The sequence below is a fragment of the Ihuprevotella massiliensis genome (genome assembly GCA_900095835.1).
Lineage (GTDB): Bacteria > Bacteroidota > Bacteroidia > Bacteroidales > Bacteroidaceae > Alloprevotella > Alloprevotella massiliensis.
Genome location: LT608321.1, coordinates 1,184,812 through 1,209,621, shown reverse-complemented (window position 1 = coordinate 1,209,621; position 24,810 = coordinate 1,184,812). Strand labels below are relative to the sequence as shown.

At 47.6% G+C, this 24,810-nt stretch carries 19 protein-coding genes and 6 tRNA genes; 19 read left to right on the top strand and 6 right to left on the bottom strand.

The window, feature by feature from the left end; all coding sequences use genetic code 11:
- Positions 1-92 precede the first annotated feature (92 nt).
- The 3 genes from purD to BQ2633_RS05090 all read right to left on the bottom strand — a co-directional run bounded on the left by purD (position 93) and on the right by BQ2633_RS05090 (position 4,215).
- Positions 93-1,358 (bottom strand): phosphoribosylamine--glycine ligase, encoded by a 1,266-nt coding sequence (gene purD, locus BQ2633_RS05100; RefSeq protein ID WP_075565513.1) that lies wholly within the window; start codon positions 1,356-1,358, stop codon positions 93-95.
- Between the two features lie 53 nt (positions 1,359-1,411).
- Entirely contained in the window at positions 1,412-3,085 is a 1,674-nt protein-coding gene (locus BQ2633_RS05095; protein ID WP_083234056.1) for a S41 family peptidase, read from the bottom strand.
- Positions 3,086-3,243: 158 nt separating this feature from the next.
- On the bottom strand, positions 3,244-4,215 hold the full coding sequence (locus BQ2633_RS05090) for an adenosine kinase (RefSeq protein ID WP_075565512.1): 972 nt from the start codon (positions 4,213-4,215) through the stop codon (positions 3,244-3,246).
- Positions 4,216-4,359: 144 nt separating this feature from the next.
- On the opposite strand from BQ2633_RS05090, the gene BQ2633_RS05085 reads away from it, so the two are divergent.
- The 3 genes from BQ2633_RS05085 to BQ2633_RS11305 all read left to right on the top strand — a co-directional run bounded on the left by BQ2633_RS05085 (position 4,360) and on the right by BQ2633_RS11305 (position 5,115).
- Positions 4,360-4,436, top strand: a tRNA-Asn gene (locus BQ2633_RS05085).
- Positions 4,437-4,472: 36 nt separating this feature from the next.
- Positions 4,473-4,546, top strand: a tRNA-Asn gene (locus tag BQ2633_RS05080).
- 176 nt (positions 4,547-4,722) lie between these two features.
- Positions 4,723-5,115, top strand: coding sequence for a hypothetical protein (locus tag BQ2633_RS11305; protein ID WP_141700137.1), 393 nt, complete (start codon positions 4,723-4,725; stop codon positions 5,113-5,115).
- A 511-nt stretch (positions 5,116-5,626) separates the two neighbouring features.
- Here the strand turns inward: BQ2633_RS11305 and pflA are convergent.
- The 3 genes from pflA to clpB all read right to left on the bottom strand — a co-directional run bounded on the left by pflA (position 5,627) and on the right by clpB (position 12,075).
- Positions 5,627-6,376: a pyruvate formate-lyase-activating protein gene (gene pflA, locus BQ2633_RS05070; protein ID WP_075565510.1), complete on the bottom strand. Its 750-nt coding sequence runs from the start codon at positions 6,374-6,376 to the stop codon at positions 5,627-5,629.
- Positions 6,377-6,521: 145 nt separating this feature from the next.
- Positions 6,522-8,759, bottom strand: coding sequence for a formate C-acetyltransferase (pflB, locus tag BQ2633_RS05065; protein WP_075565509.1), 2,238 nt, complete (start codon positions 8,757-8,759; stop codon positions 6,522-6,524).
- 625 nt (positions 8,760-9,384) lie between these two features.
- Positions 9,385-12,075, bottom strand: coding sequence for an ATP-dependent chaperone ClpB (clpB, locus tag BQ2633_RS05060; RefSeq protein WP_075565507.1), 2,691 nt, complete (start codon positions 12,073-12,075; stop codon positions 9,385-9,387).
- An 884-nt stretch (positions 12,076-12,959) separates the two neighbouring features.
- Here clpB and BQ2633_RS05055 point away from each other — a divergent pair.
- The 16 genes from BQ2633_RS05055 (at position 12,960) to rplA (ending at position 24,810) form a co-directional block, all read left to right on the top strand.
- A complete protein-coding gene (locus BQ2633_RS05055) occupies positions 12,960-13,388 on the top strand; it encodes a hypothetical protein (protein ID WP_075565506.1) in 429 nt (142 codons plus the stop codon).
- Between the two features lie 213 nt (positions 13,389-13,601).
- Positions 13,602-14,996, top strand: coding sequence for a phosphoglucosamine mutase (gene glmM / locus BQ2633_RS05050; RefSeq protein WP_075565505.1), 1,395 nt, complete (start codon positions 13,602-13,604; stop codon positions 14,994-14,996).
- A gap of 107 nt (positions 14,997-15,103) precedes the next feature.
- Positions 15,104-16,636: a sulfatase family protein gene (locus BQ2633_RS05045; RefSeq protein ID WP_075565504.1), complete on the top strand. Its 1,533-nt coding sequence runs from the start codon at positions 15,104-15,106 to the stop codon at positions 16,634-16,636.
- A 1,616-nt stretch (positions 16,637-18,252) separates the two neighbouring features.
- Entirely contained in the window at positions 18,253-18,921 is a 669-nt protein-coding gene (locus BQ2633_RS05035) for a C40 family peptidase (protein ID WP_346048205.1), read from the top strand.
- 347 nt (positions 18,922-19,268) lie between these two features.
- Positions 19,269-19,460 carry a 30S ribosomal protein S21 gene (gene rpsU / locus BQ2633_RS05030; protein WP_009752364.1) on the top strand — a complete coding sequence of 64 codons (192 nt, stop codon included), beginning with the start codon at positions 19,269-19,271 and terminating at the stop codon, positions 19,458-19,460.
- Between the two features lie 205 nt (positions 19,461-19,665).
- Entirely contained in the window at positions 19,666-20,583 is a 918-nt protein-coding gene (locus tag BQ2633_RS05025; protein WP_176720091.1) for a tyrosine-type recombinase/integrase, read from the top strand.
- Positions 20,584-20,736: 153 nt separating this feature from the next.
- Positions 20,737-21,027, top strand: coding sequence for an HPF/RaiA family ribosome-associated protein (locus BQ2633_RS05020; protein ID WP_075565503.1), 291 nt, complete (start codon positions 20,737-20,739; stop codon positions 21,025-21,027).
- Positions 21,028-21,135: 108 nt separating this feature from the next.
- Positions 21,136-21,218: transfer RNA gene (locus tag BQ2633_RS05015), tRNA-Tyr, on the top strand.
- Between the two features lie 39 nt (positions 21,219-21,257).
- Positions 21,258-21,330: transfer RNA gene (locus BQ2633_RS05010), tRNA-Gly, on the top strand.
- A 15-nt stretch (positions 21,331-21,345) separates the two neighbouring features.
- Positions 21,346-21,417: transfer RNA gene (locus tag BQ2633_RS05005), tRNA-Thr, on the top strand.
- An 85-nt stretch (positions 21,418-21,502) separates the two neighbouring features.
- Positions 21,503-22,684, top strand: coding sequence for an elongation factor Tu (gene tuf / locus BQ2633_RS05000; protein ID WP_075565502.1), 1,182 nt, complete (start codon positions 21,503-21,505; stop codon positions 22,682-22,684).
- A 72-nt stretch (positions 22,685-22,756) separates the two neighbouring features.
- Positions 22,757-22,829 (top strand) — tRNA-Trp (locus tag BQ2633_RS04995).
- Positions 22,830-22,844: 15 nt separating this feature from the next.
- Positions 22,845-23,036, top strand: a complete 192-nt coding sequence (secE, locus tag BQ2633_RS04990) for a preprotein translocase subunit SecE (protein WP_075565501.1) — start codon at positions 22,845-22,847, stop codon at positions 23,034-23,036.
- Between the two features lie 9 nt (positions 23,037-23,045).
- Entirely contained in the window at positions 23,046-23,588 is a 543-nt protein-coding gene (nusG, locus tag BQ2633_RS04985) for a transcription termination/antitermination protein NusG (RefSeq protein WP_009752359.1), read from the top strand.
- Positions 23,589-23,648: 60 nt separating this feature from the next.
- Entirely contained in the window at positions 23,649-24,086 is a 438-nt protein-coding gene (gene rplK / locus BQ2633_RS04980; protein ID WP_075565499.1) for a 50S ribosomal protein L11, read from the top strand.
- 25 nt (positions 24,087-24,111) lie between these two features.
- Entirely contained in the window at positions 24,112-24,810 is a 699-nt protein-coding gene (rplA, locus tag BQ2633_RS04975; RefSeq protein WP_075565497.1) for a 50S ribosomal protein L1, read from the top strand.

Below are 24,810 nucleotides of genomic sequence, written 5' to 3'. Positions count from 1 at the left end.
GCAAGGAGCTTCCGAGAAATCACAAGGAGCTTCCGAGAAAATTCACTGAAAATCCGAATAACTGCTCAGTATATTCTGTTGCGGAAAAGGATTTACAAATCAAATCCAATGTCGCGACGGAAATACTTCTTCTCAAATTGGATTTGTTCGGCACCACGCATCGACTTGGCAAGTGCTTCTTCGCGAGTGGCTCCGTAAGAGCTCACAGCGATGACACGACCGCCAGCAGTGACGAGTTGTCCGTCTTTGAGCGTCGTACCAGCATGGAAGACTACACTTCCTTCTACTTCAGCGTTTGAGATGGGGAATCCTTTGTCGTAAGCCTCGGGATAGCCACCGCTCACGCACATCACGCAGATAGCTGCACGTTCGTCAAAGGTGATTTCACGTTGATCGAGATTGCCTTCTGCTACACCTTCGAGGAGGTCTACCAAATCGCTCTTGATACGGAGCATCACACTTTCGGTTTCGGGGTCACCCATGCGGCAGTTGTATTCAATCACCTTGGGTTGTCCGTCGCAGTTGATGAGTCCGAAGAAGATGAAGCCTTTGTAGACAATCCCCTCTGAGCGCAAACCTTCTACAGTGGGACGAATGATTTCGCGCTCCACTCGTGCCATCCACTCTGGCGTAGCGAAGGGGACGGGAGTCACCGAACCCATGCCACCGGTGTTGAGTCCGGTGTCGCCTTCTCCAATGCGCTTGTAGTCTTTTGCCTCGGGGAGAATCTTATAGTGCTCTCCGTCGGTGAGCACAAACACAGAGCATTCGATGCCAGACAAGAATTCTTCAATCAACACGCGACTTGAAGCATTGCCAAACTGACCGCCGAGCATTTCTCTGAGTGCTTTTTGAGCTTCTTCGAGCGTGGGGAGGATGAGCACACCCTTACCAGCACAGAGACCGTCGGCCTTCAACACATAGGGAGCGGAGAGTGTTGCCAAAAATTCGCAACCAGCTTCCACTTGTGTGCCATCGAAGGTTTGATAAGCTGCGGTGGGAATGCCGTGACGTTGCATAAAGGCTTTGGCAAAGTCCTTTGAACCTTCGAGCACTGCGCCTGCCTTTGAAGGACCAATGACAGGGATGTGTGCCGTAGCCGAGCGAGAGAGGAAATCATCGTAGATACCCTTCACCAATGGATCTTCCGGACCGACAACCACCATGTCCACTTGCTGCTTCACGACGAAGTCTGCAAGGGCATCAAAATCTGTGGCAGCGATGTCCACGTTTTCGCCTACACTGGACGTGCCAGCGTTGCCTGGTGCAATGAAAAGTTGCTCAACTTTAGGACTTTGGGCGATTTTCCAGGCAAGTGCGTGTTCGCGACCACCGGAACCAAGGAGAAGGATCTTCATGAGAGGAGGGGTGTTGTGAGATGAATGTATAAATGAGGAATGAGAGATTGCGTTTATTTGCGCAACAACTTGTGGTATCGGTCTTTATCGAGTAAAATCTCTGTAGAGAGCGTCAATTCTTTATCATTGCGCAGTTTGTAAGCATAAGCACCTTGCAGCCCATAGTGCGAGGAAACGATCGCGTATTCCAACAATTCGCGCACCTCCTTCTGCCAGCGACGCAAGTCGGCTGCCACGTTTGGAGCAAGTTTCGTGGACAATGCTTTCAACTCGGTCTGAATGCTGTCGCTATATCCCTCATAGTCTGCCCATTTCTTCAGATAATCCAGCATGCGCTTCGTCTGCGTGTTGTAGGTGAAGGAACTTTTTTCCATGAAAGATAGGAAATCTTGGAAATCTGCATCAGAGATATTGAATGACGCTGCAGGTGCCAATTCGCGATGGGTGTTGAGGTATTTCACCACATAGTCGAAAAACTCCTCAGAGAGAGCAAGATCATCGAGCATGTCAGGCAGCGAATCGGGGGTCACAGCCACATCGGGGGTGATGCCACCACCATCTTTCACCAAGCGACCGTTGCTCGTCTTGAAAGTTTTGCAGAGCGAATCGGGCAAGTGCTTAGGTTGTCCATCAGCGCCACGATTTTTGAAATCATAAGCCTGCACACAGCGTCCAGAGGGGATGTAATACTTTGCCGTGGTGAGTTTGAGCATCGTGTTGTAAGGCAATTCTCGTTGCGACTGCACAAGTCCCTTACCATAGGTGCGCTGTCCCACAATCACTGCGCGGTCATAATCTTGCAGCGTACCCGAAGTGATTTCAGCAGCCGAGGCAGTGCCGTAATTCACCAACACCACCATGGGGATGTCTGCATCGAGCGGAGCCTGTTTGGTTTTGAGAATGGCATTCTGTTCGGGATCCTTTCCGCGCATCTCTAGCACCTTTTTGCCTTTGGGGATGAAAAGATTCACCACATCTACAGCCTGATTCATCAGTCCGCCACCATTGCCGCGCAAATCCAGCACCAGACGTTGTGCTCCCTGCGTTTTTAGTTGTTCAATGGCTTGGCGCAAATCATGAGTCGTATCGTCGCGATAGCCCGTCATCACCACATATCCCACATGGTTGGGCAAAAGTTGCGCAAAGGGCACCGAAGGTTGTTTGATCAACTGTCGCTTCAATCGGAAGCGCAACAACTTCTCGTGCATCGGACGCTTCACGGTGACGGTCAGCGACGTGCCAGCTTCTCCACGCAGTTGGTTGGAAATCTTGCTAGAATAGTCCGATTTTGCTTGTTTTCCACAGACCCCCACCTCTTTATCATTGATTTTCATGATGATATCACCAGTGCGCAAACCTGCTGTCTGAGCAGGCATTCCCACATAAGGTCCGTCAAAGACGCAGCGATCGCTCCCTTTGTGGTAGCGAATCGGCGACCCTATGCCGGCATACTTTCCGGTGGTGAGGGTTTTCAGTTCATCGGTGCGAGAAGCTTTGTAAAATTCGGTGTAGGGGTCAAGGCAATTGAGCATATAGCGGATAGCATCACCCGTCACCTGCTCCGCATCGAGCGTATCTACGTAGTTTAGTTCCAATTCTTCGTAGAGCGCATTGAAAATGTCCAAAGCCTTTGTGGTTTTGAAATTGTCAGACTCCTGCGCTTGGAGTGAAATCTGCGCCCCGAATCCGAAGAGGAGGGTTATAAAGAGAAAAATTCTTTTGATCATTTTGTGTCGGTTCTGCACCCACGTCACGAGGCATTGGCGAATTTGCTTTCGCGCACGCACGTGTGTGACTACAAAGTTACGGCCTTTTTGAGAAATAGCTGTGCAGTGAGGCTTTGAAAATAGAGTTTTTTCGACACTTCCCCTTGCGCTTGCCACTTCTATGCTCTGTTTTGGCGCAATTCGGCCCAGGTTTCAGTGGACAACTGCGTCCCCATCACTTGGATCACCGCAGCTGCACAGCGTGCACCCATCTGCAAACAGTGCTCCAACGAAGCACCTTTCGCATGCTCATAGAGGAATCCACCAGCAAAGAAATCACCTGCACCAGTGGTGTCTTCCACCTTTGCCACGCGCTCAGCAGCGACGCTTACCTTTTTGTCGCCTGCCACCGCAACGGCTCCATCGGCTCCGCATTTCACCACGGCAATGGCACAAGTGCGTGCCAACCACTCGGCAGCAGCAGCCCCAGTTGCCCCCGTCATGGCTTGAGCTTCTTCTTCATTAGCAAAGACGATGTCAATCTTAGGCAAGAGTTCAGCAAAGAAAGCACGCTCTTCTTCCACAATGTTCCACGATGCCAAATCCAGACACACCTTCACGCCATTGCGCTGCGCCAATTCCACAGCACGCAAGATCAGTCCATGATTTTGCACCAAATAGCCTTCAATAAACATGTAGTCGACAGCCGCAAAGTCGTCTTCGTGCAAATCCTCAGCACTTACGGTTGCCGCTGCCCCAAGATAAGTAGCAAAAGTGCGACGTCCATCGGGAAGAATGAAGGTGGTGGCAACACCGGTGGGAATATCTTCTGAAATAGTGGTAAGGGGCTTCACACCAGCCTCGGCACACGACTCTGCATAAAACTTGCCATTGTCGTCCTTACCCGTGCGACCGATGAAACTAGCATCACCTCCCAGAGCAGCGACACAATGCACCGCATTGCTTGCCGAACCACCTGTTCGACACTCAAAAGGCACATTTTTGAGCTGTTCCACGATTTTTTTTCTACGGTCAGCATCTATCAGCGTCATGCCATCTATCGATACCCCTAATTGCTTGATTATATTTTCGTTATCTATTTTATAGAGGGCGTCAACTAGAGCATTTCCTACGCCTAAAATTTTCTTCATGCAATTTTTTCTTGAAATTTTCTCTGCAAAGATAGTGCTTAATTCGAAATAAAGTACTACTTTTGCACTGCAAACGAGAAATAAGGACGCACTTTTCAAGGTTTCGTGCCAATAAAACTCCAGTTTTCTCTTCGCAAAAGACCTGCTTCAGTAGCTCAGTTGGTTAGAGCACCTGACTGTTAATCAGGGGGTCGTTGGTTCAAGCCCATCCTGAAGCGCCACTACCAAGTCTGCGGTAGTAAAATAAAAAGACACCTGCTTCAGTAGCTCAGTTGGTTAGAGCACCTGACTGTTAATCAGGGGGTCGTTGGTTCAAGCCCATCCTGAAGCGCAACGCGCAACATTCGAAAGAGTGTTGCGCGTTTTTTTTGTAATCATCACCCAATCATCTTAGACACAACTACACTGAAACTAATGTGACGTGATACCTCTTTGAAAGTATCACGTCACATTTTACCATACAGTGGCAGGACTTCCGGGATAGGTGGTACCTATCCAAAACTCAGAATGCGAAAAAATATTGTTATTGGCAGTCCAAAAGGTCGCTTTCTGCGTTTCTTCTTTGATGAGTTTGCCATTCAAATACAAACTTCTATTATCCACCTAAAATTCTACTTATCTAGAAGTGCCCATAACGATAGTCGCACATTCAAGAATTTATCTCCCACGTTCTTAAAATTATCTCCCACGTTTTTTGGAAAAAGTCCAACGTTTTTTGGAAAACGTCCGATGTTTTTATTGGATGCTTGGAGAAGTATGAATCTCACTTCAGAGGAGTGTTTTATCGTGCTCCAGATTTTCGTCTTTTCCACCTCTCTCGCGCGTGCGCGTGCGCGCACACCCTACATTTTTGCACTTTTTGCTTTCACAACCTTCACAAAAATGGGTGTAGTCTACTGAAATACAATGCCATGCGAGAGTATTAGGAACGGCGTTCTTCAAAAGTGCATGAAAGTCCGTCTGGTAGAGGCAACGATAGGTATCGTATTTGGGGGCGAAATAGTGTGGTTTGCAAGTCTTTTTTATGAAAACTCAACGCCCATCGGTGAAGGTTGTGAAAGCAAAAAGTGTATGTTTGCTGGTAATGCGCGCGCGTACGCGAGGAAACTCACCCTTTATTTTTCTTCATTTGAAGTGAGTCGCTTGTACAGGAGAGGGTAGTAGCGCCTTCTTGATTATTTTCATCACTTTGAATGCTGCTTTTTTTTAGGTGTATCGTGCTTTATTGTAAGGTTTAGTTTGCATAATCTGGTGCTTCTAAAGAAAAAAGTGCACTTTTCTTTGATTTTTTCTCACTTTCGCCTCTTATCCTCCCATATAAAATAGGGGCGCAAAAAAATCTGCGTAGCCCTGAAGGACTGCGCAGATGAGCATTGATTCTAGAAAGAGAGAAAGATCGAAAGGAGGCTGACTAGAGAATTGTGATGTTGGGGAGGTGTTCGGCAAAGATGCGTTGAGCATTCTCCTTACGCTCTTTAGAGAGTGGGTCTACACCTTCAAGTGGATATTTCAGACCCATCTCCTGATATTTGTACGACCCCATCACGTGATAAGGCAGCACTTCCACACGCTCAATCACGGTGTAGGGCTCTAGATATTCTGCCACGGCATGCAGACGGTCGTCTCTATCGGTGATGCCTGGCACCACCACGTGACGCAACCAAATGGGTTTGCCAATTTCTTGGAGATAGTCCAAAAAGCGAGCATTGTTTTGACGCGTCACACCGATGTATTCTTTGTGGATGCTGTCGTCCACGGTTTTAACATCGAAGAGAATGAGGTCGGCTTCGGCTGCTGCACGGCGCGCTGCTTCGTTCCATACAGAACCCGCTGTGTCGAGCGCGGTGTGGATTCCCTCTTCGTGACAAAGTTTGAAATAAGCTTCCACAAACTCAGCTTGCACCAAGGGTTCTCCGCCTGTGCAAGTGACTCCTCCGGTGCGAATGAAGTTTTTGTATTTTCGCACCTCTCTCATGAGTTCTTCTGGGGTCATCTCGTATTTGGTTTTGGCAGCAATTTCCCAAGTGTCGGGATTGTGGCAAAATTGGCAACGCATGGGGCACCCTTGTAGGAAGGTGACAAAACGGATGCCAGGACCATCTACAGTGCCCATGGATTCGAGAGAGTGTATGCGTCCAATGATGGGAGAAGGTGTACTCATGATGAGGAAATAGGATGAAAAAGTGTGGAAGGATTGAGGCTATGCTCAAAAAGGGCAAGACACCCAATGCCGGGGCAAGCCGCAGCGATGAGTGTCTTGCTGAGAGAGTTCTCGTAGGGATTGCGCAACGAGGGCGCAATGTTGATTAGCAGCTAGCGCTAATGGTACGAGAGATAACGTCGAGTTGTTGTTCGCGAGTGAGCTTGATGAAGTTCACAGCGTAACCAGAAACGCGGATGGTGAGCTGAGGATACTTCTCGGGATGCTCCATTGCATCATAGAGAAGATCGCGGTCAAATACATTCACATTGAGGTGTTGACCACCGTCGGGAGTGAAGTAACCGTCCATGAGGTTCACGAGGTTAGCTTCGCGGCTCGCTTCGTCCTTACCGAGAGTGGCAGGAGAGATAGCCCAAGTGTAAGAGATACCGTCGTGAGAGTGTTGGAAAGGCAACTTCGCTACAGAAGCGAGAGAAGCAACAGCACCCTTAGTGTCGCGACCGTTCATGGGGTTAGCACCAGGAGCGAAAGGCACACCAGAAGGACGACCGCAAGGAGTAGCACCAGTGTGCTTACCATAAACCACATTAGAAGTGATGGTGAGCAATGACTGTGTGGCGATAGAATCGCGGTATGTGTCGTGCTGACGCATGTAGTTCATGAACTTCTCGGTGATCATCACAGCGAGTTCGTCAGTAGCTTCGTCGTTGTTACCGAAAGGCACGTAAGAACCTTCTTGTTCGAAACCTACTGCAAGACCGCGTTCGTCACGGATCACGCGCACCTTACCAAACTTGATGGCAGCGAGTGAGTCGGCAACGATGGAGATACCTGCGATACCGCTGGCACGAGTGCGAATGATGTCGCCATCGTGGAGAGCCATTTCGAGTGCTTCGTAGCTATACTTGTCGTGCATGTAGTGGATGATGCGGAGGGCGTTGCAGTAAACGCGAGCCAACCAGCTCATCATTTGCTCGAACTTAGCCATTACCTCATCGAAATCGAGGTATTCGCTAGTGATAGCAGGGAAGAGGGGAGAGATTTGCTTGCCGTTGAGTTCATCGACACCACCGTTGATGGCATAGAGAAGGCACTTAGCAAGGTTGGCGCGAGCACCGAAGAACTGCATTTGCTTACCGATGCGCATAGGAGATACGCAGCATGCGATACCGTAGTCATCACCGTAGTCAGGACGCATGAGGTCGTCGTTTTCATACTGGATAGCAGAGGTAGCGATAGACATCTTAGCGCAGTACTTCTTCCAGTTTTCAGGAAGGCGAGTAGACCAAAGCACAGTGAGGTTTGGTTCGGGGGCAGGTCCGAGGTTGGTGAGGGTGTGGAGGATACGGAAGCTGGTCTTGGTAACCATGGTGCGGCCGTCCATGCCCATACCACCGATAGATTCAGTCACCCATACAGGGTCACCAGAGAAGAGAGCGTTGTACTCAGGAGTGCGGAGGAAGCGCACGATGCGGAGCTTCATCACGAACTGGTCGATGAGTTCTTGAGCTTCTACTTCAGAGAGCTTACCAGCCTTGATGTCGCGTTCGATGAAGATGTCCAAGAAAGTAGACACACGACCGATAGACATAGCAGCACCATCTTGGTCCTTGATGGCAGCGAGGTAAGCGAGATATACGTATTGTACTGCTTCGCGAGCGTTTTCAGCAGGACGAGAGAGATCGAAACCATAAGCTTCACCGAGCTTGATGAGTTCCTTCAAAGCATTGATTTGCTCAGTAGTTTCTTCGCGGAGCTGAATCGTCTTGTCGTTCATCTCTTGGATTTCGAGACGATTGAGATAAGCTTGCTTGTCAGCGATGAGGTTGTCTACACCATAGAGAGCAACACGACGGTAGTCACCGATGATACGACCACGACCATAAGCGTCGGGCAAACCAGTGATGACGTGGCTGTTGCGGCAACGGCGGATGTCGGAAGTGTAAGCCGAGAACACACCTTCGTTGTGAGTCTTGCGATACTTGGTGAAGATTTCCTTAGTCCATGGATCCAACTCGTAGCCATAAGCGTTGAGTGCATTTTCTACCATGCGCACACCGCCCTTGGGGAAGATACCGCGCTTGAGGGGAGCATCGGTTTGGAGACCTACTACGACTTCCTTATCCTTGTCGATGTAGCCAGCACCATAGGTGGTTACGCTTTGGGGAAGACGAGTTTCTACGTCGTAGAGACCCTTCTCGCGTTCTACCTTGAACATTTCGCTCAATTTGTCCCAAAGGGCGAGCGTGTTCTCTGTAGCGGGGGCGAGGAAGCTGTCGTCGCCTTCATAGGGAGTGTAGTTGTACTGGATGAAGTCGCGTACGTTTACTTCGCGCTTCCAGATGTTACCTTCGAAGCTACCTGCAATATCGGTCAGTTTCATGATGGTTGTTGTTTGGAGTGATTGTTTGGTTGAGATGACCTCCCTCAGTAGTGGAAGAGATGGACAGTAGTGAAGAGTAAACGCCAGTTTTTCTGAGAAAAGAAGGCGGTTAACCTGAAAGAATATGCAGACAAGTGCTGCATTTTTACACTGCTGTTAGGTCTGTTTCTGCACTGCTGATGGAGATCCATCGCGGGTTATTTATCTCAGACGACACAAAAATACGATTTTATCCCTATATCATGCAAGTATTTCGTAGAGAAACTGCAATAAAAATAGTGTTAAGAGGCTGGATTGTACTCATGGATGCGCAAAATAGGGGGTGCGTGCGCAAAAAACGGCGCGCAAAATTTCTTTCACCTCCAAATTGTAACATCTATACTTTGCAAAATTGAAGGAAAATTTGGGTGAATAATTTTTGGATTGTAATGATTACAATTTGATTTTTGCCAATTGCGTGGAGAAAAAACATAGGGTTTCTCAAAACTGCGCGTCAAAAAGACTTTACTTTTAGGAGTGGGGTATAAAAAATCCCCTGCATCTGTGACGATGCAAGGGATGAGAAGTAGCCGCTCTGTTGAAATATCATGGAATGATATATATACATAGCGAGGGGTTCTAAAGTTTAGGCTTCGGAGTCGTTTTTGAATACCAAACCCTCGGCTTGTTTTTCCACCAAGATGGGCTGAGCGGAAGAAACGGTGCCACCCAGGATGGCGCGGGACAAATCGTTGAGGAGATATTGTTGGAGTGCGCGCTTCACAGGGCGTGCGCCAAAATCGGGATCGTAACCCTCTTCGGCTAGGAAGGCTATCGCATCGTTGTTCACACGGAGGGTGATGCCTTGTTCTTCCAAACGGCTAGCAATGGTCTTGATGTGGATGCGCACAATCTGCTCGATTTCGTTGCGAGAGAGGGGGTGGAACATGAGGATGTCGTCGATGCGATTGACAAACTCGGGGCGTAGTCCAGGAATGGGCGTGCCATTAGAAGACAATCGAGGTTGCGTGAGCTGATTCACCAATTTCTCTCGAGTGGCTTCCGAAATATGGTGTTCGCCTTCAGCGTTTGTACCGAAGACTTCCGTTTCCTTACCCGTGAGCAAGTTGGACGTCATGATGATGATGGTGTTTTTGAAGTTCACCGTGCGACCTTTGTTGTCGGTGAGGCGACCATCATCGAGCACTTGCAAGAGGATGTTGAATACGTCGGGGTGTGCCTTCTCAATCTCATCGAAGAGTACGACAGAGTAGGGTTTGCGGCGGACAGCTTCGGTGAGTTGACCACCTTCGTCGTAACCTACGTATCCCGGAGGAGCACCAATCAAACGCGTTGCAGAAAACTTCTCTTGGTATTCGCTCATGTCGATGCGCGTCATCATGTTTTCGTCGTCGAAGAGACATTCTGCGAGTGCTTTTGCCAACTCCGTCTTACCTACACCCGTTGCACCGAGGAAGATGAACGAACCAATGGGACGTTTGGGGTCTTGCAAACCAGCGCGACTACGACGCACAGCATCGGCTACGGCGGTGATGGCTTCGTCTTGTCCGATGACACGAGCGTGAAGTTCGTCTTCGAGATGAAGCAACTTCTCACGTTCGCTTTGAAGCATACGCGTCACGGGGATGCCCGTCCAACGGCTTACCACATCTGCGATGTCGTCGGCGGTGACTTCCTCCTTGACCATGGCTTCTGCACCTTGACGTTGTTGGAGTTGTTGGTGAATTTCTGCAATCTCCGTTTCAAGTTGTTGCAACTTGCCATATCGAATCTCAGCTACCTTGCCATAGTCTCCTTCACGCTCTGCGCGTTCTGCCTCGTATTTGAGGCTTTCGATTTGTTGCTTGTGAGCTTGAATCTTTGCCAGCAACTCGCGTTCGCCTTCCCACTTACCTTTCAACTCATGTTCTTCTTCCTCGAGCGATTGAATCTCTTGGTTGAGAGCGGTGAGTTTAGCTTGATGCGCTTGTTCTGCAGTCGCACCAGCTCCGTTGGCAGCAGGAGCATTTTGAGCAGCCACCTCGGCTTCGCGGCGAATGGCTTCACGTTCGATTTCGAGTTGTCGCAAACGGCGTGAGATTTCGTCGAGCTGTTCTGGTTGAGAGTCGCGCTCCATGCGGAGTTTTGCAGCAGCTTCGTCCATCAAGTCGATGGCTTTGTCGGGAAGGAAACGGTCGGTGATGTAACGATGAGAGAGGGTCACCGCAGCAATTAAAGCATCGTCTTGGATGCGCACGTGGTGGTGATTCTCATAACGCTCTTTCAAACCACGAAGAATGGAGATGGCATCTTCGGGAGTGGGTTCGTCTACAAGGACAGTTTGGAAGCGACGCTCCAATGCCTTGTCTTTCTCGAAATACTTTTGATATTCCTCAAGTGTAGTGGCACCGATGCTGCGGAGCTCACCACGGGCGAGCGCGGGTTTTAGGATATTGGCAGCGTCCATTGCACCTTCACCCTTGCCTGCTCCGACAAGTGTGTGGATTTCGTCGATGAAGAGAATGATATCTCCGTTGGCAGCAGTGACTTCGTTGACAACGCTCTTGAGGCGTTCCTCAAATTCACCCTTATACTTCGCACCAGCAACGAGGGCACCCATGTCGAGTGAGAACAGTCGTTTGTTGCGCAAGTTTTCAGGAACGTCACCGCGAACGATGCGTTGTGCTAATCCTTCCACAATCGCAGTCTTACCTGTGCCAGGTTCACCGATGAGGATAGGGTTATTCTTCGTTCTGCGTGAAAGAATCTGAAGTACACGGCGGATTTCGTCGTCGCGACCAATCACAGGGTCGAGTTTTCCATCGCGGGCTTCGGACACCAAATCGCGAGCATACTTGCTGAGTGCTTGATAAGTGTCTTCGGCTGAAGCAGAATCCACCTTCTTACCTCCACGCAATTCCTTGATTGCAGCCGTAAGTGTGTCAGTCGTCATGCCCGCATCTTTTAGCATCTGGGCAACCACGCTAGGTGTGTTGAGCAAAGCCAAAAGAATGGGCTCAAGTCCAGTGAATTGGTCTCCGTCTTTGCGAGCAATGTCTTGTGCTGTATTGAGCACCTTGTTGCTGTCGCTGTCAAGATAAGGTTCGCCGCCCTCCACGCGAGGCAGGCTTTGCAAGTGGCGTTCGAGTGTTGAAGCAAGTGTTTGGGCATTCACTCCAGTCTTTCCGAAGAGAAATTGGGTGATATTTTCGCCCACTTCCATAATGCCATGCAGCAAGTGGGCAGGTGTGATACTTTGTTGGCGCAATTCCGAAGCACGTTGCACTGCATGTTGCAAGGCTTCTTGTGCTCTGATGGTAAAATTGTCGAATGTCATATCTTATATTGTTTTTAATCGTGAATAATAATATCGGAGATTTGTCGCTTGCGCTGCGACTGCACGCTAGTATCTAGTGTCAACTTGGTCATTTTCATCGTAGCCTTATAAATAGGTCTGAAATGACTTCGTTATCTCTGAGCAGAACTTTTGGTAAATCACTCCACCGCTCTATTGCTTGATTGCATGCTCTATTTTATTGCATTATCATAGTAGAGCAATGTGCTTGATGTAGCGAAGCTGAATTCTTCATGTAAGAGCATTTTGCTTGATGTAGCGAAGCTGCATTCTTTATATACTATATAATATAGTAGAGCTACATTCTTACTCCAGCAGAGTATTGTTCTTATTCTTATTGGCGTGCTTTGGAAGAATCCTCGACGCCCCATAGAGTGCAATAGTTTTGCCAACCGCGTAGGTATAGTCGCAAAATTCGATTGTAGTGCCGTTTTGTCGTGAATAATCTGCAGTTTTGTCTGTAATATCCTGATATTAAGAGTTTTGTATGACAAAATTGCAGAGTGTTTTTGTGATGCTTCGCAATGTAATTATAAAATACTCAAGAAATTCTCGCGAAAATTCAAACTTTATTTGGCAAATTGCTATCTAGATATTACTTTTGCAGTGGAAAACGACCGAATCTCTGCTTTCAGCTTAATGCTTTTCTTCTTATTTCTGCGAAGACTTGGGCAAGTAATCTCTCTCCATAACGAGAAGTTTGTTCTCAACGATTGAGAAAATAGGTGGAAACATAGAAATCTAGAAGCGGAATTCTGAGCAATATAGTAGCGGCTTCCCAATATCGAGCCACAACCGCTTTAGATGCTAGAAGTTATCTCCTTTGCCATCGGTCAAATGTATCATCTATATAATAATCAACTATTATGGCTTTTATCGAAACACTCCAAGAATATCTCAAAAAAGAAGGCTTCTTGCCCGAACTCACCGAATTCGGTCTTCAGTTCAAGTATGAAACACTTGACTTCGTAAGTTTCAAGGACGAACAAGACGAGCTTTTCCTCAACCTCTTCTTCCCCCAAATCTTTGAAGTCAATGATGAAAATCGTCAAGATGTTCTTGCTGCTCTCGATCAAGCAAACAGTGAAGTCAAGGTTGCGAAGGCAAGCGTACGTTTCGGCAACGCAGTTTGGGTAGGTGTTGAAATGCTTCTCTCTGAGAACTTTGATCTTGGTGACATCGTTCCACGTTCGCTCAACATGATGATCTACTATCGCGACGTATTCTACCACCACTTCTCTCAAACTCCTTCTGGCAAGGCTGCTATCGAAGCTGCTCAAAAGGCTGCTCAGTAGTCCATCCTAAGTTTGGGTTCATCATTCCGTCTAGCGATGTCTAAATCATCGGCGACAAGGTGAGCCATCGTGTCGAAGCAACTCAGGTGACGTCTTCACCTCCTCTTAAATATCATCCTTTTGTGCTGAGTCATCAGCGCAAAAGGTGTATGTTTTTGTTGCTTTTACTCTTCTCACTCTCCCACTCAGCTATTTCAAAGCACTATTCATACTATGACTCTCATTAAATCCATCTCCGGATTCCGTGGCACCATCGGCGGTCGCGTCGGAGATACCCTCAACCCCGTTGACATTGCTAAGTCTGTTGCTGCCTACGCTAGTTTGCGTGAAAAAGTAGTAAGCCGCAAGTATCGCCGCAAGATTGTGGTGGGTCGCGACGCACGCATCTCAGGCGAAATGGTCACTCACGTAGTGTGTGGCACTTTGATGAGCATGGGTTTCGATGTGGTCAACATTGGTTTGGCATCTACTCCCACCACCGAATTGGCAGTCACCCTCGAGAGTGCTTGTGGTGGTATCATCATCACCGCATCTCACAACCCTCGTCAGTGGAATGCACTCAAGTTCCTCAACGAACATGGAGAATTCCTTCCTCCTGCTGAGGCTAGCGAAGTAGTGCGTTGCGCCAATGCAGACTGCTATGAGTTCGCTGATGTGGACAATCTTGGTTGCGATATCCAAAACTACAGCTACGACCAACGCCATATCGAGCTTGTTAAGCAACTCGAGTTGGTTGACGTTGAAGCAATCCGACGCGCACACTTCACCGTAGCTCTTGATGCCGTGAACTCTGTGGGTGGTGTCATCATCCCCAAGCTCTTGGGACAACTCGGTGTGACACAAGTCACCCAACTCAACTGCGAACCCACTGGTGATTTCGCACACAATCCCGAGCCCCTCAAGGAGCACCTCACCGAAATCCGCAACCTCATGCGTAAGGGACGCCACGATATCGGTTTCGTAGTAGACCCCGATGCCGATCGTCTCGCCCTTATTTGTGAAGACGGCACCATGTTTGGTGAAGAAAATACCCTCGTGGCGGTTGCCGACTATGTGCTACAGCACACTCCTGGTAACACTGTGAGCAATCTCTCTTCTACTCGCGGTCTTCGCGACGTTACCGAAAAGCATGGTTGCAACTACACTCCCGCTGCCGTAGGTGAAGTGAATGTGGTGACCAAGATGAAGGAAACCGGTGCAGTGATTGGTGGTGAAGGTAACGGAGGTGTTATCTATCCTGCTGCTCACTCTGGTCGCGATGCTTTGGTCGGTATTGCGCTTATCTTGACTCATTTGGCGAAGCTCGGTTGCAAAACTTCAGAGTTGCGCGATAGCCTTCCCCAATACTACATCTCTAAGAATCGCATCGACCTTTCTCCCACCACCGACATCTTTGCACTGCTCCAGAAGGTTAAGGAAATCTACAAGAACGAGCAAATCACAGATATTGATGGTGTGAAAATCGACTTCGCAGACAAGTGGGTGCATCTCCGCAAGTCCAACACGGAGCCCATCATCCGTGTTTATGCTGAAGCCCACAGTCGTGAAGAAGCAGATGCTTTGGCACAGCAGATTGTGGACATGGTCTACACCATGACCCAACAATAATAAGGCAACAACACAATAGCTATGTCCCCTCTGCCTCAAATTGAGGGAGAGGGGATTGCTTATAAGCCTGATACATTCCTCCAACTCCCAAGGAACATATTGAATCTATGAAGAAAAACCTTCTTCCTCTTGCAGCGCTACTGCCCCTCTGTGCTGCGGCTCAGCAACGCTACAACATCATCTACATCATGACGGACGACCACACCGCGCAGATGCTTTCTGCGTATGATAGTCGCAACATTCAAACTCCCAATCTCGATCGCATCGCACAAGATGGGGTGAAGTTTACACGTTCGTTTGTTGCCAACTCCCTCAGTGGTCCCTCTCGTGCCTGCATGCTCACAGGTAAGCACTCTCACAAGAATGGTTTCACCAACAATGAGCATGGTATCTTCAATGGTGCCCAACAAACAATGCCCAAACTCTTGCAAAAGGCAGGTTATCAAACTTCCATCGTGGGAAAGTGGCACTTGGTGAGCCGCCCCACCGGTTTTGACCACTGGGACATCCTTCCTGCGCAAGGCAACTACTACGATCCCGACTTCTACAATGCCGATAGCTCCTATCGTGTGAAGGGGTATCTCACCAATATCATCACCGACAAGGCGATTCATTGGCTCGATGAAGAACGCGATCCCAACAAGCCCTTCGCCCTCTTTGTGCACCACAAGGCTTGCCACCGCGATTGGTTGCCCGAACTCAAATATCTTCGCGAATATGAAGATGTCAATTTCCCACTTCCTGCCAATTTCTACGACGACTATGCAGGTCGCGAAGCAGCTGGCAAGACAGAAATGGAGATCGACGACCACATGACGCTCGACTACGACTGCAAGATCATGCCTCGTGATGGCAAGGGTTCACACCTCTTTCCCTCCTATTTGAGCTTCTTGGGACGTCTTAACACGCAGGATCGTGCGAAGTACGATTACTTTTACGACAGCATCAGTGTCGACTTCCACAAGCGCAATCTCAGTGGCAAGGCACTTGCTGAGTATAAGTTCCAACGCTACATGCGCGATTATGCTAAGGTAGTGAAGTCGCTCGATGACAATGTAGGTCGTCTGCTCGATCACCTCAAAGAGAAGGGATTGCTCGACAACACCCTAGTGGTTTACACCTCCGACCAAGGTTTCTATATGGGGGAACACGGATGGTTCGACAAGCGCTTCATGTATGAAGAATCATTGAACACCCCTCTCCTCATGCACCTTCCTAAGGGACTTCAAGCACGTGGTGACATCAACGAAATGGTGCAAAACATCGACTATGCACCCACCTTCTTGGAACTTGCTGGTGCTCCCATCCCAGCTGACATCCAGGGGGTATCTCTCGTGCCTCTGCTCAAAGGACAGCATCCTAAGAACTGGCGCAAGAGTGTCTACTACCACTTCTACGAATTCCCTGCTGAACACAGTGTGCGTCGTCACTATGGTGTGCGTGGTGAGCGCTACAAGCTCATACATTTCTACAACGACAATGATGCTTGGGAACTCTACGACTTGAAAAATGATCCCACGGAGATGCACAATCTTTATGGTGATCCCAAGATGAAGGGGGTAACCAAAGAAATGAAGAAGGAATTGCTTCGTTTGCAAAAGCAGTATGACGATAGTATTCGCTTCCAACAAAAACTCTAATCGAGTTTTGAAGATAGTCCAAAAGTGGCACGAGACTTCCGAGTTTCGTGTCACTTTTTTGTTTTCCGAGTGAGAGAATTGTGATTGTTTCATAGTGTGCATGGATAAGGTAATTTAGTGAGAACGAAGAAAATAGGGTAGGGAAAGCAAAAGAGAGAATTGAACCGCACAAGTTGTCCCAGCGTCTTGCCACTCTTTACGCCTTCCTCTAAAATTTCCAGTTTGAGAGGAAAGACGATGACAGTGCGTTGTCATCCCCCTATAATATATGGGAGGCAAAAGCCCCAAAGTGAGAAAAAATCGCGAAAATCTGCAATTATTTTTTGATATGCGGTTATTTCTGCAAAGTGTGGTTTCCAAAATGTGGGTATTCTCCACTTGTGCTGCGTCAGTTGTAACTCAGCTGTGGGTGCTTGGTGTTGACGTTGAAATCAAAAGTTCAGTCCTACGAAGCGCAGGCCGTGGTCTTCGTAAATGCAGCCGAGGTGTTTTTTACTCGTTGTTGAAGAACCAGAATTAGTAGCGAACCCTATCAGAAGGGTAGGTCGGTACTTAACTTTTGCGTGAATCCTTTTGCTGTTCTCTGAAATCGATGGAGCCTTCACTTTCGAGAATGCGTTTTTCGCGCGCGCGTGTCACGTACGCGCCTTACAGAGATTTTTATCTTTTTGCTTTCACAACCTTCACCAGACTCCACAATCTTTCCCCAAAAAAGGAAGGAAAACCTCCCAATTTCGGAAAGTCGTTTTTCATCTCTTTTTGCCATTTGTTCTCTCTATTCTTGGAATATTTGCGAACGATGTTCCTAATACCCTCGTATCTTGTTGATTAATAATTTTCTATGCGTGATTTTGTGAAGGTTGTGAAAGCAAAAAGTATGAAATTGCTGTAGTGCGCGCGTAACGCGCACGCGCGAGGGCATGACTGTTAGAGATTAGAAATTAGAAAGTATTGGTTCTAGATGCTAGATAATGAGTTATGTCCCCTTTTTGTCTTATTTGTTGCGATAGAAATGAGGTGTGGAATGTCAAACTGAATTTGTTTACTGCCTAGGTTGAGCGGTAGTTGCTTTGAAAAAACTCCCACGTTTTCGGAAAAACGTTGGAGATTTTTCTGATTTCCTCCCACGTTTTCTCAAAAAAGTCCCTTGTTTAATCCAAATCGCTCATTTGATTCTGAACAAATTTCCTTAGATTGTTGAGCAGATTGTTTCTCGTTTGTTAGAAGGCGTAGCGGGCTACAGCGAGAACGAACGAGAAATAAGAGATCAACAAGGATATGAAAGATGACAGAATGTTATCTTCTCCATGACGAACTGCACGATAACGGTCTAATGATCGATTAAGGTTTAATGGTGAACCTCCGTAATCACTCTCACTACCAGAGAGAAAAGACATTGCAAAATGACACTGGCTTTTGGACTTCTTTCCTCGAAAAAGTTGGAGATAACTTGTAAATTGCTTGGTCAAGTCGTCAAAAATGACTATCTTTGCCCCGTTCGTGTGGAAAACTTCATTTCCCGAACTTCAATCATCCCAATAATTAAACCTGTTGTGGGGTGTTTGTTGTTAGGAATTGCGAACGTATGTGTAACCCCTGAAAAAATAAGGAACACAGTGAAGTCAAAACATATCATTGCCACGATTGCAGTGGTGCTTACCGGATGGTTGGCATCTTCGCAAATCAATGGTGTACAAGCAAAATATGAACAAGACGTGGAGGATTACCAAGCGGTAGTTGCAGGCGACACATTGCCCCTGCAAGCTCGCATGGAAAAAGCTAGTCCTCGTCAAAGCATTATCGATCTTTCCAATGCAATCCAGCATTTCCGTAAAGAACATCTGGCAGAGGCAGTCCCCATTAAAGAGGTGGTGTCTGGTGACGCTCAAGGTATTGTGGATCGATTGCTCAATACAGCATATAGCTATCTCGGTGTGCGCTATCGAAGCGGACAAAGTGGCCCTGATGGCTTCGATTGCAGCGGATTTACCAGCTTTGTCTACAAACAAAACAACCTCAGTCTTACGCGTTCTTCGCGTAGCCAGTTCACCGAAGGCCAGCCCATCGCTATGGTAAGCGATCTTCGCAAGGGCGATTTAGTGTTCTTCGGCGGTCGTAGCGGCCGTGGTGGCGTTGGTCACGTAGGCATCGTTACTGAGGTGAACCGTGAGGCTGGAAGTTTTAAGTTTATCCATGCCAGCATCTCGTCGGGTATCAAAGTCGATTCTTCTACAGATGCGTACTATAGTCGCCGCTATGTCGGTGCTCGTCGCATTGTTCAATAATTTATCAGAAACTTCTAACTGAGTCTTCGCACATTGCGAGCTTAGCGATATAGAAAGGAGGGTTCGTTCCTAATAGAAGTTTTTCTCCCCTAAAGGGTAGTTGCAGTGGAGGTTAGGTCCATTAGCACTGCTATCGCACGAGAGAATACTTCCCATCATTACAATCACCACATTATATTACGTTTTTCGGTTAGTTTTGCCGTGTGATACGAGCAAAATCAGCCAATTCTGAGTCAAAGTCGTAAAAAACTACTGCAAGAAAGTCTTGTAACTCAGAATTTATCTGTACATTTGCACCCCGTAACTTGTGCGAATCACAAAATCAATAATAATAATACACCACAACAATGATTGTAGTACCCGTTAAGGAAGGCGAAAACATTGAACGCGCCCTCAAAAAGTTCAAGAGAAAGTTTGAAAGAACTGGAGTAATCAAGGAACTCCGTCGTCGTCAGCAGTTCGACAAGCCCAGCGTACGTAAGCGTTTGGCTATGGAACATGCAGTTTACGTGCAACAATTGCACCGCAACGAGGACTAATCCTCTCCTGCTCCTTTGATATACGCGTTGTCTCTGTTGATGAGATGACGCGTTTTTCTTTTGTGAAGATCTCTTTTACGCCCTCTTCGTTTAGTTTGTCTACACAACGCTTGTCTTTAAGACAATAGCGAATCTTTTTATCGAGTAGGTACGATAGATGGAGTAGGGTAGGGAGAAGGTGATGGTCTGTAAAATGCAAAACGCTATGTCGGAAAACAACGAGATGCAACAGTGGATGAGCGATTTCCTCCATTATATGCAGGCGCAACGAGGATGCTCGCCTCGCACGCTTATCACTTATGAGATAGCATTGAACGATGCCTATCATTTTTTGTGCGCTTTTGCGCCCGTAGAGAGTTGGCAGGCTGTGAAGACTGAGCATGTGCGCCATTGGGTGGGAAATATGGCAGAGCGAAAATACTCCACTAATACCATTAATAAGTCGCTTTCTGCTTTGCGATCCTTTTTCAAGTATCTGTTGCGCGAAGAGCGCGTAGAGGTTGATCCAGCGCGTTTGGTGAGTAATATGAAGAGAGGAAAGCGGCTGCCAACTTTTATTCGCGAGAGTGAAATGGATCGCTTGTTTGAATATTATCCCTTTTCAGATGACTATATAGGACATCGCGATCGTACATTGCTATTATTGCTTTATCACACCGGGCTGCGGGCAGCTGAGTTGTTGGCGCTTTGTCCCGCAGATGTTGATTTGTTGCAGAAGCAACTTCGGGTAACTGGTAAGGGAAACAAACAACGCATTGTGCCTTTTGGCGAAGAACTGCGAGAAACACTTGAGCAGTATATCGAAGAGCGAGCTGCTTACTTTGCAGATACTCCACATGCGCCACAATTGTTTCTCAATCCACAAGGACGTGCTTATACTTACGCAGCGTTGCGCAAAATGGTACATCAAACACTATCGGCAGTCACCACTCAAACCAAGAAAACCCCGCACGTGTTGCGGCATAGCTTTGCGACAGCTATGCTCGCCAATGGGGCACGACTGGAGGCAATACAGCAATTGCTTGGTCATGAGAGTGTTGCCACGACGGCTATCTATACCCACACCACATTGTCAGAGTTGCAGCAGCAATATGCGCAAGCGCATCCGCGGCAGCGCAAATGAAGCAGCTGCTAGCCAAAGAAAAGATTTGCAGAAAAAATAAAGAAAAAGTTTGGAGGTTTGCGTGGAAGTTCTTATATTCGCTGATGAAGAAAGGTGCTTCCAACTTCGCACCAATAATCTAGTCCATTAACCTATAAAGAAAAGGAGGACACCATGGAATTCAAACTTAAAACAAACAAATTCACAGCCACTGATAAGCTCATGGCATACGTGGAAAAGAAAGTGGCTAAACTCGAAAAGCACGAAAATGTGCAACATGTAGAGTTTACCCTTGAAGTGGTAAAGCCCGAGACTGCAAAGAATAAGGAAGCTCGTCTGAATGTCGTTCTTGCTGGTCGTACCATTCATGCGGAAAAAACGGCTGATACTTTTGAGGAAGCGGTAGATCTTTGCATCGATGTAGCTCGCCGCGAGCTTGCTGAAAATAAAGAAAATCATAGTTGACGCGAAAAAAAAGCGCAGAAAAGTTTGTAGGTTTCAAAATTATGCCTACCTTTGCACTCGAAATCGAGACGACGCTCCGATGAGCACTTGTAAATCTCGATTTCGTCTGGGTAGTTACCAGAGTGGCCAAATGGGGCAGACTGTAAATCTGCTGGCTTACGCCTTCGGTGGTTCGAATCCATCACTACCCACGCCTGCTAAAGTCAGGTTGCCCGCTAAAGTCGGGCTCTGCGGAAATAGCTCAATTGATAGAGCACTAGCCTTCCAAGCTGGGGGTTGCGGGTTTGAGCCCCGTTTTCCGCTCTAATATAAGGGTATGCTGTTATAGCTCAGCGGTAGAGCACTTCCTTGGTAAGGAAGAGGTCGTGAGTTCAAGTCTCACTAACAGCTCTCTAGAGTGAGATTGGGGAGGGTTCTGCTCTTTTTCTCCAGTCTTTTTCAGTATCTGATTTCTAACAATCTAACAATAACTACAATGGCAAAAGAACATTTCGAGCGTACCAAGCCGCACGTGAACATTGGTACTATCGGTCACGTTGACCACGGTAAGACTACTCTTACTGCTGCTATCACTAAGGTGCTTGCTGATGCTGGTCTTTCTGAAGCTAAGTCTTTCGACCAAATCGACAACGCTCCTGAAGAAAAGGAACGTGGTATCACTATTAACACTGCTCACGTTGAATACGAAACTGCGAAGCGTCACTACGCACACGTAGACTGCCCAGGTCACGCCGACTATGTGAAGAACATGGTAACTGGTGCTGCGCAAATGGACGGTGCTATCATTGTAGTTGCTGCAACTGACGGTCCTATGCCTCAGACTCGTGAGCACATCCTTCTCGCTCGTCAGGTAAACGTTCCTCGTCTCGTTGTATTCCTCAACAAGTGCGACCTCGTTGAAGACGAAGAAATGCTCGAGCTCGTTGAAATGGATATGCAAGATCTTCTCAGTCAATACGATTTCGAGGAAGATACTCCTATCATCCGTGGTACTGCACTCGGTGCACTCAATGGCGATCCTAAGGGTGTTGAAAGCGTAATGAACCTCATGAACGCTGTTGACGAATGGATTCAAGAGCCTCCTCGCGATCGCGATAAGCCCTTCTTGATGCCTGTTGAAGACGTGTTCTCTATCACTGGTCGTGGTACTGTTGCTACTGGTCGTGTAGAAACTGGTATCGTTAAGGTTGGTGACGAAGTTCAAATCCTCGGTCTCGGTGAAGACAAGAAGTCTGTTGTAACTGGTGTGGAAATGTTCCGCAAGCTCCTCGATCAAGGTGAAGCTGGTGACAACGTTGGTCTCCTCCTCCGTGGTATCGACAAGCAAGAAATTAAGCGTGGTATGGTTATCACCCACCCCGGTGTTATCAAGCCCCACACTACTTTCAAGGCTTCTATCTACGTCCTCAAGAAGGAAGAAGGTGGTCGTCACACTCCATTCGGTAACAAGTACCGTCCTCAGTTCTACCTCCGTACCATGGACTGCACCGGTGAGATTATTCTCCCCGAAGGCGTTGAAATGGTAATGCCTGGTGACAACGTGGAAATCACTGTACACCTCATCTACGCTGTAGCACTCAACGTAGGTCTCCGCTTCGCTATCCGCGAAGGTGGCCGCACAGTAGGTTCTGGTCAAATCACCGAAATCCTTGACTAATCCAAGTCTAGCATAGCTGACTTAGTCACACTATACTAAGGTCTCCGGTTCTTCGGAGCTGGAGACCTTCCTACGGGAATAGCTCAGTTGGTAGAGCACTGGTCTCCAAAACCAGGTGTCGGGAGTTCGAGCCTCTCTTCCCGTGCAAATAAAAAGAAAAATGAATCGGATTATCAAATACTGCAAAGATTCGTATTCAGAATTAGCGCATAATACCACTTGGCCCACACGCCGGGAGTTGACGCACAGCGCAATTGTAGTGCTCGTTGCTTCCATAATCATTGCAATTGTGGTCTTTGCGGAAGATTCGCTTTTTGAGACGATTATGAACTTTGTCTACCAACGAAATTAAACTCATCTTATGGCTGACGAAAAATTCAAATGGTACGTTATGCGTGCCGTAAGTGGAAAGGAAGCCAAGGTGAAGGAGTACATCGATGCTGAAATTAAAAATGGTCAGCTCGGTGGTTTCGTGGCGCAGGTAATGATCCCGACAGAGAAGGTTTACCAGATGCAAGGCTCTAAACGCGTTGTGAAGGAAAGAAACTATCTGCCGGGTTATGTGCTTGTAGAAGCACACCTGGTGGGCGAAATTGCTCATATCCTCAGAAGCACTCCCAACTGCCTTGGATTCCTAGGAGGAACGGATAATCCCGAACCTCTTCGTCCAAGTGAAGTAAATCGTATCCTCGGTAAAGCGGATGAACTCGAAACCGAACCGGCTGAGATGGTCATCCCTTACGAAGTAAACGATAGCGTGAAGGTGAAGGACGGTCCTTTCAGTGGATTCTCTGGTGTTGTCCAAGAAGTCAACAAAGAGAAGAAGACTGTTACGGTGTCCGTTATGGTGTTCGGCCGTGCACAACCGCTGACACTTGGTTTTATGCAAGTCGAGAAGGAATAATAGATTCGGTTACGCAAATCTCTATCCTCTCAAACTCAATCATCAATAAGTATAATCACAATGGCAAAAGAAATTGCTGGACAAATCAAGCTCCAAATTAAAGGTGGTGCTGCTAATCCAAGTCCTCCCGTAGGTCCTGCTCTCGGTTCTAAGGGTATCAACATCATGGACTTCTGCAAGCAGTTCAACGCCCGTACTCAGGAGAAGGCTGGTAAGGTTCTTCCTGTTGTAATCACCTATTACACAGACAAGAGCTTCACTTTCATTGTAAAGACTCCTCCTGTGGCAATTCAATTGTTGGAAGCTGCCAAAAAGAAGAGTGGTTCCGCTCAGCCTAACCGTAACAAGATCGCTGAAATTACTTGGGATCAAGTTAAGGCTATCGCAGAAGATAAAATGCCCGACCTCAACTGCTTCACTGTTGAGTCTGCTATGCGCCTCGTTGCAGGTACTGCACGCAGCATGGGTATCACAGTTAAGGGTGACTTCCCCGCTTAATTCATAACAATCCAATTTCTGAACAATGAGTAAACTTACTAAAAATCAAAAGTTGGTAGCAGGGAAGGTTGAAGCAGGTAAGGCGTATTCACTCGCTGAAGCTTGCAACTTGGTAAAGGAAATCACCACTACCAAGTTCGACGCATCCCTCGATATCGACGTTCGTCTCGGTGTAGACCCTCGTAAAGCTAACCAAATGGTTCGCGGCGTTGTAGCCCTTCCTCATGGTACTGGTAAGTCTGTACGTGTGCTCTGCCTTTGCACTCCCGATCAGGAAGCTGCTGCAAAGGAAGCTGGTGCTGACTATGTAGGTCTCGACGAGTATATTGACAAAATCAAAGGTGGCTGGACTGACATCGATGTAATCATCACGATGCCTGCCATCATGGGTAAGATTGGTGCACTCGGCCGTGTTCTCGGTCCTCGTGGCCTCATGCCTAACCCTAAGAGTGGTACTGTAACCATGGACGTTGCAAAGGCTGTTCGTGAAGTTAAGTCTGGTAAGATCGACTTCAAGGTGGACAAGGCTGGTATCATCCACGCGTCTATAGGTAAGGTTTCTTTCGATACTGAGAAGATGATTGGCAATGCCAAGGAATTTATCTCTGCTATCATGAAGTTGAAGCCCGCTGCTGCTAAGGGTACCTATGTAAAGAGTATTTATCTTTCTTCCACCATGAGCAAGGGTGTCAAGATTGACCCCAAGTCAGTTGAAGAAGCCTAA